Annotated in this window: 10 protein-coding genes and 1 pseudogene; 6 read left to right on the top strand and 5 right to left on the bottom strand. The window is 49.8% G+C overall.

Translation table 11 applies throughout. The features are described from left to right. Window positions 1-13 precede the first annotated feature (13 nt). The gene (gene istA, locus G4C92_RS07185; protein ID WP_274939771.1) at window positions 14-1474 is read left to right on the top strand and encodes an IS21 family transposase; all 1461 of its coding nucleotides are present in this window, start codon (window positions 14-16) and stop codon (window positions 1472-1474) included. After that, window positions 1471-2250, top strand: coding sequence for an IS21-like element helper ATPase IstB (gene istB / locus G4C92_RS07180; RefSeq protein ID WP_274939770.1), 780 nt, complete (start codon window positions 1471-1473; stop codon window positions 2248-2250). The genes istA and istB overlap by 4 nt, the downstream gene beginning before the upstream one ends. Here the strand turns inward: istB and G4C92_RS07175 are convergent. The 4 genes and pseudogenes from G4C92_RS07175 to G4C92_RS07160 form a co-directional block, all read right to left on the bottom strand. Beyond that, the gene (locus G4C92_RS07175) at window positions 2168-3274 is read right to left on the bottom strand and encodes a DUF6444 domain-containing protein (protein ID WP_274941881.1); all 1107 of its coding nucleotides are present in this window, start codon (window positions 3272-3274) and stop codon (window positions 2168-2170) included. The genes istB and G4C92_RS07175 overlap by 83 nt on opposite strands. Then, the gene (locus G4C92_RS07170) at window positions 3267-3647 is read right to left on the bottom strand and encodes a hypothetical protein (protein ID WP_274939919.1); all 381 of its coding nucleotides are present in this window, start codon (window positions 3645-3647) and stop codon (window positions 3267-3269) included. Before G4C92_RS07170 ends, G4C92_RS07175 begins: the two co-directional genes overlap by 8 nt. Window positions 3648-3764: 117 nt before the next feature. Beyond that, complete coding sequence (locus G4C92_RS07165) at window positions 3765-4169, bottom strand: hypothetical protein (RefSeq protein WP_274941880.1); 405 nt, start codon at window positions 4167-4169, stop codon at window positions 3765-3767. 109 nt (window positions 4170-4278) lie between these two features. Further along, a pseudogene (locus G4C92_RS07160) lies at window positions 4279-5058 on the bottom strand (IS30 family transposase); the annotation flags it as partial. Between the two features lie 123 nt (window positions 5059-5181). Between G4C92_RS07160 and G4C92_RS07155 the strand changes: the two are divergent. After that, complete coding sequence (locus tag G4C92_RS07155; protein ID WP_274941879.1) at window positions 5182-5478, top strand: cyclophilin-like fold protein; 297 nt, start codon at window positions 5182-5184, stop codon at window positions 5476-5478. Window positions 5479-5694: 216 nt separating this feature from the next. On the opposite strand, the gene G4C92_RS07150 is transcribed toward G4C92_RS07155, so the two are convergent. Then, window positions 5695-7416 carry a hypothetical protein gene (locus G4C92_RS07150; RefSeq protein WP_274941878.1) on the bottom strand — a complete coding sequence of 574 codons (1722 nt, stop codon included), beginning with the start codon at window positions 7414-7416 and terminating at the stop codon, window positions 5695-5697. A 228-nt stretch (window positions 7417-7644) separates the two neighbouring features. Between G4C92_RS07150 and G4C92_RS07145 the strand changes: the two genes are divergently transcribed. From G4C92_RS07145 to G4C92_RS07135, 3 genes are all read left to right on the top strand, one after another. After that, window positions 7645-9354, top strand: coding sequence for a hypothetical protein (locus G4C92_RS07145; RefSeq protein ID WP_274941877.1), 1710 nt, complete (start codon window positions 7645-7647; stop codon window positions 9352-9354). A 106-nt stretch (window positions 9355-9460) separates the two neighbouring features. Continuing rightward, window positions 9461-10189: a hypothetical protein gene (locus tag G4C92_RS07140; RefSeq protein ID WP_274941876.1), complete on the top strand. Its 729-nt coding sequence runs from the start codon at window positions 9461-9463 to the stop codon at window positions 10187-10189. Beyond that, window positions 10182-12479, top strand: coding sequence for a hypothetical protein (locus tag G4C92_RS07135; RefSeq protein WP_274941875.1), 2298 nt, complete (start codon window positions 10182-10184; stop codon window positions 12477-12479). Before G4C92_RS07140 ends, G4C92_RS07135 begins: the two co-directional genes overlap by 8 nt. Window positions 12480-12527: the final 48 nt, after the last annotated feature.

The raw sequence follows: 12527 nt of genomic DNA, 5'->3' as shown, positions 1-12527 counted from the left end.
GAAGATGCTCAGCATGTCCGATATCAATCATATCAGAGATTTATACCAAAGTGGCTATAAGATCAGTGAAATTCATAAAAAAACCGGTGCTGATCCAAAAACCATAAAGAAATACCTGGAGAAGGAGGATTTTTCGGACAACCCAGTTACGGTTTCGCCAAAGGCATCCATTCTTGATCCGTTTAAACCGGTGATCAGGCAGTGGCTTGAAGAGGACCGAAAACACTGGTGCAAACAACATCATACAGCACAGCGGGTCTACGACCGGCTGGTTGAGGAACAAGGTTATACAGGCAGCTATGAGACAGTACAGCGGTATCTGAAAAAGATCCGTAAGGATGTCCAGAACAAAGCTTCGCAGGAACTGGTCTGGGATCCCGGCTATGCTCAAGTGGATTTCGGAGAGGCGGATTTCTATGAGGACAACCGTTGCGTCCGCAGGAAATATCTGGTCGTTTCGTTTCCGTTCAGCAATGACTCCTATACTCAGCTCTTCTGTGGTGAAAACGCAGAGTGCGTCTGTCAGGGACTTGAGGATATCTTTACCCACATCGGAGGAGTTCCGCCGGTCCTGATCTTCGACAATGCTACCGGAGTCGGCCATCGGGTACATGACAAAGTCATCGAAACCGAGATGTTTAAAAAGTTCCGTGCTCAATACCGCTTTCAGGTCAGGTACTGTAATCCGGAATCCGGCTGGGAAAAGGGCAATGTCGAGAATAAAGTAGGGACGATCCGGAGAAACCTCTTTGTGCCAGCGCCACACTATCATGACATGGTCGAATATAACAAGACTCTGCTCCCAATGAATGAGCGCAAGGCTGCCAAGCCTCATTACAAGAAGTTGCAGCTGATCAAAGATCTCTTCAAAGAAGATCAGAAGCAGTTCCTGTCCCTTCCATCAAGGCCATTTGATGTATGTCGGTATGATTGGTTCAAGGCGGATGGCTACGGCAAGGTATGCATTGACGGAAAGCATTACTATTCAACCAAACCTGAACTCCATAATCAGAAAGTGTTAATCGGTATCAGAGCTCATTACATTGATGTTCTCGAGGAAAATGGTCAGTTGATCGTACGGCACCGACGTCAATACGGCGATGTACGGACCGACGTTTCTGATTACAGCACGACACTCAGTGTACTTTCCCGAAATGCCGGTGCCTGGAACAACAGCGGTATACGGAAGGAACTTCCGGATCCGCTCAGGGATTACCTGGACGGACTGGAAAAACCGGAGCTTAAGGAAAAGCTCAGACTTATGAGCGGGCTTAACGATGAGTATGGTTACAGAGCGGCTGTGGATGCCATGACTATGTCCCTTAAAAACGGAGATGTTAATTCATCCGATGCCACGATTATTGCGCAACGCATCACAGGCTATGGTATTGATACTCCTCCGGAGTCAGGACCATCTTTAGAAGTGTATGATAGGGCGTTTTTGGGTCCAGGAAGGGAGGATGAGGCATCATGATGACAGCAAAGGAACAGACCGGGATACTCGACGACATCAACGGTTACTGCAAAAAACTGTTTTTCACGGCAGCAATCCCAGAAATGTGCCAGACGGATGGTACCCCTAAGCAGATCGAGTATCTGCGCGATGCCCTCAAAAAGGAAATCGAAAATCGGGAGATCAATCACATCCACCGGCTGATCAAACGAGCCTGCTTCCCCGTTTATAAAACCTTTGATGGCTATGACTTTTGCCAAACCAAACTGCCTCCAGCTCTGGCAAAAGAGGATCTGTTAAATGTCTCTTTCATCGAAAAGAAGCAGAACCTGGTTCTCTATGGACCAGTGGGGCTTGGGAAGACACACATGGCAATCGCCGCAGGCGTACTGGCCTGCAAAAAAGGCTATAAGGTGCGTTTCTATACGGTGACTGAATTGGTTCTGAAACTCGCCGAGGCGCGAAAAAACGGTACGCTGGAGCGCCTGAGAACAACTCTTAACCAACAGGACCTGCTGATCCTCGATGAGTGGGGGTATGTGCCGGTAGATCGGGATGGATCCGAGCTGCTTTTTCAGGTGATATCGGACAGCTACGAAAGCAGGAGTCTGATTCTGACCACAAATATCGAATTTTCAAAATGGGGAGGCATCTTTACGGATGAACAGATGGCTGCCGCGATGATTGACCGTCTCGTCCATCATGGACACTTAATCATGTTCGACGGGAAAAGTTATCGGATGCAGCATGCATTGATGCGCCAGACAGTACCCCGGAATGAAGAAATCGTGTCCTGACAACAACAAGGAATTCCCTTTCCAAAAACAGGGAATTTTGATGACAATTTTGAGGATTACCTATTGACAATATACAAACACCGGTCAGTTCGCGCAGCAGATGTCCATTGCAAACTGCGTGTGTGATATCGTCATACTTCCAGTATGGAGACCAGCAGTCATGTACAGCAATACCGCCAAACTTGGTGAGCACACCATTCCCCTCCATGCCGATCTGGCCACGTTTGGTGCTGATCGTCTGATAGGTCAGATCCGAAGTGGATGAATTATGCACCCAGATGGTTTTTCCATTCACGTCGGTGCCGGTCTCATCAAAGTTGGCGACCTTCGACCCGATCAGCATGGACTTTATAGTCTCAAGTGTACCGCCCACTTTTTGGGCGCACTTCGACACCATGGAGGTGATCGTCCCGGTGGACAGGCTGATCCCGAGAAGGCTTCCCAGCAGGACATGGATCCGCATTGTGCTGACTGCTCCATAGGTGCTCAGCAATCCGGCAAGTACGGAAACGGAATCGCCATACTGTACATATGCCCGGATTCCCTCAGGGAATTCCCCGGCCAGGGCTTCCCCCGTACATGGACATGATGCCACCTGGATGGACTGGTGCTCTGTCACCCTGGTTGTGATGACTGCATTGACTTCATAACGCTTCTCACCGCAGGTAAATACTTTGCCGCTCATGACGCACTCGTTCAGCCGCGGGCAGGAAAGGCACTTTTTCGGCAAATGTTTGCTGTATTCATCCGGTTCATGCGGGATCGACATATGGGAGCCCGGATGCCCCTTCTGTCCGCCCTGCTTCTTGCCGGATTTCTGCCGCTGACTTTGAGGCTTTGGTTTATTGAAACCATCACTGGAAGGTGGCTTGGAACTGTTCTGGGAGTTCTGATTCAGCTGGCGCTGGAGCTCTCGGATAGTTTCCTCTAATTCCTTGATGGTTTCCGTCAGTGATTGCACAAGTGCGGTGAGATCCGCATTCTGTTTTGCCATTGTTTCGATAATAAGATCTTTGTCATCCATTGACCCGCTCCTTTCCGGAAGCGGTATCCATCAGGATATCACAAGCCTTTTTCATCGAACAGCGGCAGAAACGGGTTTCGCCTTCTGCGGCGGTAAGCTGACTACGAAGCTCTGCAATAAGGGCATCCTTCTGCGCTATTGTTGCCAGAGCCTGCTCATACAATGCCCTATAGTCTGTATCACTATGGGTCAGGGAAGCAGCATCTGCCTTTGTCCGCTTTCCCGTCGGGACAATATCGCCTGTGGCAGGATCGATGCGGCCAATCAGCTTGCGGTGGGAACGGGGCTGCTTCAGCTCCTTATCCCAATAGGAAACAGACTCATAGACATATGTTATATTGCGAGCTTTATTATGAACCTTTACGATTGCCATGAATCTGTCTCCTTAATAGTGTTACTTTTATTATATTGTATTACTATTAAGGAAAAATATCAAATGTTACGTGTCACTATTATGTAAAACTATGTCAGTGCAGGGGGTTCTGAACAGTTACCCATACTCATAAAAATGGCGAGTGTTCTCGTTTTCATACTCATCTTTTAGATAGAAACAGTAATCCGTGTAGACTTTTCGATAATACGCATTCTCCGGTTGCAATCTTGACCTTGAAGTGGTCGTAAAAACAAACTGACCGGTCCTGATGTACGAGTCAATAAGCCTGATAAAACGGCCTTGAAGATGATAACGCTCTTTACTGAACTTTCCGGTTTTGGGACTGATTACAGAATCAGCATAAAGCTTGCCGATTTCATGGTTATACTCCGCAGCATTGTGTTCTTTGCAGAATGTCTTAAACCTTCGTACAGCACCTTGGTAATTAAAAATGGTGGAATCATTATATCCGGCATCTTTCAAAGCATTGATAAGTAACATGCAGACAGTATCTATATCCATCTTGAAGCACCTCCTTAGAACTGATGCTTCAAGTATAAAATACTATGCCGAAGAATCTTTCGACATCGAAGAAAACTCAAGCAACAAAGAAAAACTTCGGCATAGTTTTTTCTTCGGCATAGTCGGTCGTGATGGTTTTGAACACTTCGCTGAAGTGTTCGCTGTAAATCTCCTGAAGTTGTTTGATTGCCTCCATGACACACACTGATGTCTTGTCAGCAATAGGAAGCATCAGGAACTCACGGCTTTTGCGTTCAGTAAGAGTGAGCAGGACCTGGTCATCCTGGGTCTTAGCGCCCAATACGAGGTCGCATTCCCAGTGTCCGAATTCCTCACGGGATTCGATCTCTCTGGGACGTTCCTCAATGCTGCGGCCCAGCCTTTTCTTGTTGATCCGAGATCTATGTTTCTTGGACTTACGCTTCAGCTTTTCAGGAAGGTTATGGTTTCTGATGTCAAAGAAGCCAAGATCAACATAGCGGTAAAGCGTTTTTGTGCAGACGATCTGTTCTCTGGTAAATTGACCATCGAGAATAGCGCGTCCAGCACAGGCGTCTAATGACCAGCCGTCTTCTGTAAAGTGTTTCAATACATACTCCAGAAACGCTGATTTGCTCAGGAAGTCATAATGCCGGCAACTGTGCTTTCGGTTGTCCTCATAGGCTTTCTGACCGGCAGAAGCCTTATAACGGGTCACGCGGCCGTTATATAAGGCAACGGAACCACGTGCTATTTCATTCGAGACAGTGCTCGGTGAGCAGCCGATCTCACGGGCAATTGCCCGAATGGAGCAGTTGTCTTTAAAACGAATCTGAATAAGAACTCGTTCCTCATATGAAAGATGTTTACCTTTCTTATGGGAAGTTGTGGTAGAATGAAAGTATTCCATGGTGGCGATTCTCCTGTAGAAAGTTTGTTGTGGTGACTGACATTCTACCAAAGAACCCGCCATGGATCTTTATTTTATTCAGATGTCCAACTTCATTTTACAATTGGCGATACAAAAATAAATGTGAATTGGGAAGACAACCAGGCTGTAGCAGCACTACGGGATATGGCCAGAGAAGGTGATGTTACAATCCAGATGTCAATGTATGGAGGTTTTGAGCAGGCAGGCTCATTAGGACAGAACTTGCCGCGAGATGATAAGCAGACAACAACGACTTCAGGTGACATTGTACTATACTCCGGAAAATGGGTTTTTATCGCAGCACCGCTTCTCGGAAGTGCTCTGGCTGCCTTCTGCTACCTTGGTCTGGCAGGGAAGGAAAAGGACAAAATGGCAGATCCGAATGAGACTGCCATTTGACAAAAACGTCCAGGTCGCTATATTAAAGAGATACAAGAGGGCACTACCGATAGACGGTTAGCCTATTATCCTAAAACGATGACCGCTCAAGTTTGCGAGGCTGAGGGCGGTCATTTTTTGTGTCTTTATCGTTATCCCGGCATCCGAACTGGTATCCGAAACTAAAGCAGGTCATACCGAAGCACACCACTGCTATACATTTACGGTGCCTGGCACCTAGCTCCTGTCTTCCGCGATCGGAACCATGATATTCTCAAATGCCCTGCACATGTTCGGATGACGGATCAGGAAATGGACCGCCGGAGATTTCTCTTTCGAGACCACCACCCATTTTCCCTGTCGGACCAGGATCTGAATATTTGAGAATGGCGGGTTTTCATTTCGTATGAGCGTGAGGTTTTCGTGTTTTGATGCAAATGCATCCGTCTCTTCCAGGTGTTCCTGGTACATGTCCCAGGTGTAGAACAGGTCCTCTTCATGGAAAAATTCCGCGAGCGGAAGACGAAGAGGAGCACTTTCAAAAACCCCTCTTTTCAGAGCAGGGATTTCCATCGTGACCTGGCTGTGGCTCAAGATCTGCTCGACCCTGTCGCGCTGGGCTTCCGAAAAGCCTGCAAGTTGAGAGTCCGTCATGCTGTCGGAAGAAAACTGTTTCAGAAGATCGGAAGAGGCTGTAAACAGAGGCAGAGAGGACAGGATGATGCGGCGTTGGCCGGGCTGCCTCGCGTCATTTTTCAGAAATGACTGGAAGGACTGCCGGCTGTCCTCACGGAATATTTCCATCAGGGGTTTTGCGCGTGAGAGGAGACGCTCTGCCCTTTTCTGATAATAGGCTACTTCCGTTTTCTTCAGCGTGAGCATGTATTTCCCTTCGGCATGAAAGCCCCGGACCGCCTCACCCGAAAGAGCAGCGGTCCCGGAAACTTTCAGGAGGTTCAGAAACGGGCTGCCCGATGCCCCCGGCAGATACCAGGGCGATACCTGGCCTGTCATATACATCGGAATCCAGCTCGTAAGCCCGAGCATCATCTCTTCAAATGACCGGTCGATACTGTGGAGCTGGTTGAAATGAAGCCCCTTCTTCAGCATGAGTGCCATCCCGAACAGCCATTTCTTAGGAAAATCCGGGTCTTCCGCCATCTCTTCCATCGGCATATCGCTGTACATCGTGACAGGCGCCATCGATTTTGAGAGGACAACAGCCTTTATGAAGTCCAGTTCGCCTTCCATCATGGCGGACAGGCCGAAATACTGCTTTGAGGTCGGAAGCTGGAACGGAGCGGACGGAACCTTGAATGTATCGAAGCGGATGACGCGAAGATAGTCATTCAGGTCAAATGCATCCATTTTCTTCAGAAAACGGGGAAGAGGGCCCTCTCCGGCATGTCGGCCGGTCAGAAAATGGGCGACGCATTCCCGATATGCATCATGGTCCGCAATCGCCTCCGGGTCTGTACCTGTCAATTCTGAAATTCCTGTCCGGTCCGGATAAAATCGGACGACAAAATCGGCAACAGCGGTCGCAAAAGCCCCCGGATCTGAGGGAAAACGCTTTCCGTTCCGGATCAGAGAAAGATAAGACGGGTCGTAATTCAGAAAATGCGACAGGTCGGATACATTGATGGTCAAAGCTGTAATCAGTGTGTTGAAATTTTTCTGCAGAGCTTCCGGATCGGCTGCGTTTTTTAATACTGCCTGAGATAACGTCTCCATGACGGTTTCTTCCGTTATACCGGAAATGTTCTTCTCCCGGGCGATTTGAGCGATCCCTCTGCACAGGGCCCGAAGTTCCGGGCTGCCATCCTCCGGTACACGTCTGCCTGCGCGGTATCGGCTGATCGTGCCTTCTGACAGATTGGATGCGAGCGAAAGAGCCTTTCCTGTACATCCAAGTTTTGTGATGTAACGGTTCAGAAGATCGTCAAATTTCACATCCATGGCAAGTCTCCCCGACTTATTTTTACAAGGTGCTTTCAGTTCATTGTCTCTATTCATTTCCGGATTGTCAATGACATATCGGGAAGATGCGTTCAAATGACCATACCCGAATATTATAATTTATGCACAAGAATACATGGTTCATAAGGAAAAATATAAGCGAAATTATACCATGTCTGCGTGACATGACCGGTCACGGAAGGGAACCCTCAGCAGAAAGGAGAGCGCATGAACCGGAAACGAAAGCAGAACTGCGTGGCAGCGACAGCTCTTATTTTGTCACTGACCCTCATGACATGCGGAAACGTGGCAGCCGGTGCCATCACAGGGGGAGCCGTATCTGCAGCACCGGATGTCAGAATCGTGGAAAATGAGGCGAGTCAGGCACGTCTGGTGAACTACAGTGACCCGGCCGGCAATTTCACTGCTATGGTGCCGGAAGGTTGGACGGTCCGGCCCGGGCTCATGGGGAGCGGCGGCCTGGATTATATCAGCTACGCGGTGAAGATCTACGATCCGTCTGCACCTGACAGAATGGTCTATCTGAACTTGAACTGTGCCGGTATGCTGAAAAGCCAGGCAGCAAAGGACTGGCATATCGCTTATTCGGGTTCTTACTGGGCGGATATGCCGGTCCTGCCGTCTGTCACCACGGAAGGTTTCTTCCAGGGCATGGGTGATCTCTACGGATATTCCGATTTTACGGTTGGAAATGCACTTGGCCGGATCGGAAACGGCGGGGATCTCCTCGAGGGGACTTATCTTTCCGGCAGCAGCAGCGCTGAAGTGTCGGGACTGTTCTCGGCCTGGGTGACGGATTATGAGTATATGGTGAATTCCGTGCCTTATGACATCTACTCGGAGATGATCGATGTCGGATACTGCACGGCTTATTCCGTTATCATGGAAGCGGTGCCGGCAAATGAATTTCTCGACTGGCAGCCGGTGCTTGAATCGGTTCTCTCGTCGATTCAGTTCACGGATTCTTTCCTGTCCGCACGGAGGCAGGAGTGGAAGCAGACTATGGCTGCGAGTTCCTATTTCATGCAGACCGCAAGTGAAATCAGTGATATGGTCATGAGTTCCTGGGAAAACCGCAATACGACCTATGACATTTTGTCCCAGAAGCAGAGTGACGCGACGCTTGGATTTGAGAGAGTCTATGACACGGAGACCGGGGACGTCTACAAAGCCTACAACGGGTTTACGGATGACTACAGCGGCACAAGATTTGCGCCTGTCACGGACGATATGTACCTTAAGGCGACGTCCGGTGAGATTGTCAGGGAATCCGGGACAGGTTCATCCTCCCTGGTTTCCTTCAGAAAGGTGAGCATCTCTGAAAATGCATCTGCGACCGGGACGGCAACGTATTATGACGGCAAAGGGATTTTTCGCCTTGTGGAGGGAACGGATATCTCTGACCAGGATGTGAGCATCCGGCCGGATTCCGATTCTGCTTCCGATACAGCCGACGCCACGAAAGAGCCGGATGCTGACAGTGGCAGTGATATTTATTATCAGGAAACTTACGACACGACAGCCTTTTCGGATGTCACATACACCATCTATCAGGACGGCCGCCTGGAGTACAAGTCGGCTTACTTCCTTCTCATGCTCCCGGCTGACTGGTATGGAAAGTACTATGTGGAAGACACGGGGACCACGCTGGCGTTTTATCATATCGGGAGTTATGACGCGTGGCAGAAAGAGGGCTACACGGGCGGACTCCTGTTCTCCGTCGGCATGAGCCACGATGACAGTTACAAGGAACTCCCCAGCTATTATGAGCTGGGAGAGACGCATGACCAAGGGCAGGCCTATCTGTACCTTCCGACAGACGTGCAGGCGTATACGGACGATGCAGATGTCTTCAGCGAGTATAACGAGCTTTTTAATGAGCTGGATGACATCGAGGCGAACTCATCCGCACGCTGATCATAAGAGAACAGGCTTTCCGTAATTCGCGAAATGGCAGTCGACCGGAACAGGACCGGAACCGTCAGCTCAGAAGCGGAACGGATGAAACGGAGGTGACGAGATGATGGCACGAGAAACAGAAAGGCAATCACCGGAACAGATGCGGAAGGCGCACAGAATAAAAGGCACGAAGTGGGTCTGGCTGTTTTTGACTGCGGCAATAGCTCTGGCAGGCACTGCGACGGCCATATCCGGACAGGACGTCTCTCAAAATGGGTCGTCGGAGAGCAGTGCTTCAACTTTTCGTTCGGATTTTTCTTCGACGGATGACGATACCAGCCAGGTGTCCGATGAATTTGCCTCACGCATGCAGCGGTACAGGAACGGCGGACAGTCCGCTTATGAAGCAGATATCGGAAGTTATGATACGTTTATCATAGGTAAGGCGACTGTGGAGATTCCGAAAGGTTACAGCTATATCACTTCGGGAGATCTCTATGTTGCGCAGGACGCTTCAGTCTCTGACGGCTTCCCGGCACTTGAATTTCAGTTCTACGCCGGTGGAGAGGACGAATGCATTCTCCTGCTGAATTATTATGCATCCACCATGCTGAAGAACGATGAGCCGCGGATGATCCAGCCACTGACACAGGCAGATGTAAACGGGAAGACTGTGTACGGGAAGGGTTATACGTTCACACGTGGCAGCAGTGAATATACCCTTTTTATCTATACTTATCACGTCGGCAGCACCAATGTCATGACCGCTACGGTTGAGAAGGGTGAAAATTCCGATCAGGTCAATCTGTATGCCATTCATTTTATCGGATCTCTGGAGATAGCAGATGAATAAGATCATAACAGCCGCCATTTCGGTACTGACGATGTTATCCATTTCCATAACGGTCAGCGGAAATTCCCCCGCCGAAAAAGGTACGGATTATGCCGGGGCTTTACAGAATGCACTTGAAGAGGCGCAGCCATACCTGGAAGACGCCGGAGACATCGCCTCGGATTTTGCCGACCAGCTTGCTTCGGACTACAAAAGCTATACATACGCCGGCTACAGCTATGCTTCCTTCGGAAAGTATGCTGTGAAGCAGGAAAATGCACTCGACAAGGACATCGCGGCCCTGCAGTCAATCCAAAAACAACTTGCTGAAAGCAGCGGAGAGAGTCTTTCCGAAGATGAGAAAAAGCTCGAAAAAGCCTGGGAAGAATATAATTCGGAAGCGTTTGCATGCATGCGGAGTATGCGGGAACTGATCGATTTCACAATCAACCGGTATGCCATCAATCAGATGCTTCTGGAAGGAATGCAGAACACGGATTACGAGAATAAAGTGGACTACCTCTATGCGGCCTTTGATTGTCTGACGGATTCCATGGACGCACTGGAAACGGTGGAAGCGCCCCCGGCCATCGGGTCTCTGTGGGACTGCTATCAGAGCAAGATGGCAGGAATGGAAGAATGCATGCGGTCTCAGTATCAGGCGTTCAGCTATGACGATGTACTTGCCCAGTACACCGCGATTCAGCTCGTTGAACGGTCTTCTGAATTTTTCTCCGACTATGACGGTCGGATGGTCAGCCAGACGGGCATCGCGATGGCACATGCCCGGAACATTCTGACAGAACGGCTCGCGGGAAAAAGAAGCCGCATGATCGAAGTCTGCGGGAACCTGTCAAAGGCGGACACGCTTTCAGACTCGGATATATCGGTCACAGCGGAATATGATCTGATCGATGAAGTGATGCCGAACGTCTATCCCTCAACAGATTCCGCCGTCAATCTTACCCTGTACACCGATCATGGGACAAAGGACGTCCTGATATCCATTGTGATCAACGGATTCACACAGACATATGAGCGGAAGATGACGGTCACACCGGAAGCCGCGTTTTATATGATCAAGCCGCCGGTCCTTACCGATCTGCCGGATCTGGGCTCATCCAGAGAGACCCAGCTCAGAATGGAAGTGAAAGAAGCGGATATGGGGCATGTGATCGCGCAGGAATCAAAAACGATTACATTAGAGAGCGTCTATGATTACCGGATTTATACGGATGATTTCGGTTTTGTCACCAATGACAATATCCTTGCCTGGCTGACACCGGAATCCGAAGGCATGCTGACGCTGCGAAGAAAGGCAGCTGACTGGCTCGGCAGCGTTCTGGGTGACTCCTATGCGGTCCTGCCCGGATACCAGAGCTCTTACGGATATGATGCCGGCGATGCGAATATTGCTTACTTCCAGGCGGCGGCCCTTCAGGTGGCGCTCAGTGATCTGGGCGTCCGGTACGTAAACGGTTCCTATTCCTTTGTGGATGACCAGCGCGTGCTCACGCCTGACGCGGTTCTTGCCGGGGGATCCGGCATCTGTATCGAGACATCCATCCTGATGGCCAGCGCACTGATGTCAGCCGGCATGCATCCCTGCATCATTTTTACGCCGGGACACGCACAGGTTGCCATCGAGACCTGGCATGATTCCCATCAGTATCTGCTGCTGGAGACGACGATGCTGCCTTTTGAAGCCACGGAGACAGAGCTGGACCGGTTCGCCCGGCTGTATTCAAATGAGGACTGGGCAGCCTATTTGTCTGAAAAAGAGCAGGAAGCCGCCTCTGACGGTGGTTTTGTCTACGTGGTCGACTGTGATCTCAAGCAGACGCTCGGCATGAAGGGACTGAATTACACGCAGCCGGTCAGGAGACTGGAAGATAATTCATCCGATCAGACAGCCGGTTACACTGGAGTGTGGGCCGCACAGACTGCGTTAGCATCCTCGAACCTGTCCGATATTGAGAACATACGGTTTTCTTTTTCCACGGAAGGCGGTGTACGGAGCGCCGAGGTCACCGATCCTGAGTCCATCAGGACAATCTGCCAGCTGCTCTCAGCGATCACTCTTGAAGCGCCGTCAGATGAAGCATCTTCGGACGACGGTCTGCACGTGGAGATCTGCTTCCCGGCAGAAAAACTGTCCTTTTCTTTTGAGGGAAATACACTTGTCATGGATGACGGAAGCCGGCATAAAACCGATGCGCTGTATCCCCTTCGAAAGTATCTGGAAGATATATTGGTGGATGAGGAAGAACAGAGACGGATTGGTTCTGAGATTCCATTGAAATACCGCTGAAACGTTAATGGAAGAGATTATTTTTCTGTAGTATGTTATGAGGTTTCG

This window comes from Chordicoccus furentiruminis, from assembly GCF_019355395.1.
Classification (GTDB): Bacteria; Bacillota; Clostridia; order Lachnospirales; family Lachnospiraceae; genus Chordicoccus; species Chordicoccus furentiruminis.
The sequence above is the reverse complement of the archived record's forward strand: the minus strand, read 5'-3'. Positions and strand labels throughout refer to the sequence as shown.

Bases quoted from the DNA above. Each gene is read 5' to 3' on its own strand.
- G4C92_RS07140 (WP_274941876.1), top strand. From the start codon at position 9,461: ATGGCACGAGAAACAGAAAGGCAATCACCGGAACAGATGCGGAAGGCG.
- G4C92_RS07165 (WP_274941880.1), bottom strand. From the start codon at position 4,169: ATGGATATAGATACTGTCTGCATGTTACTTATCAATGCTTTGAAAGAT.
- G4C92_RS07135 (WP_274941875.1), top strand. From the start codon at position 10,182: ATGAATAAGATCATAACAGCCGCCATTTCGGTACTGACGATGTTATCC.
- G4C92_RS07150 (WP_274941878.1), bottom strand. From the start codon at position 7,416: ATGGATGTGAAATTTGACGATCTTCTGAACCGTTACATCACAAAACTT.
- G4C92_RS07170 (WP_274939919.1), bottom strand. From the start codon at position 3,647: ATGGCAATCGTAAAGGTTCATAATAAAGCTCGCAATATAACATATGTC.
- G4C92_RS07145 (WP_274941877.1), top strand. From the start codon at position 7,645: ATGAACCGGAAACGAAAGCAGAACTGCGTGGCAGCGACAGCTCTTATT.
- istA (WP_274939771.1), top strand. From the start codon at position 14: ATGTCCGATATCAATCATATCAGAGATTTATACCAAAGTGGCTATAAG.
- G4C92_RS07175 (WP_274941881.1), bottom strand. From the start codon at position 3,274: ATGGATGACAAAGATCTTATTATCGAAACAATGGCAAAACAGAATGCG.
- istB (WP_274939770.1), top strand. From the start codon at position 1,471: ATGATGACAGCAAAGGAACAGACCGGGATACTCGACGACATCAACGGT.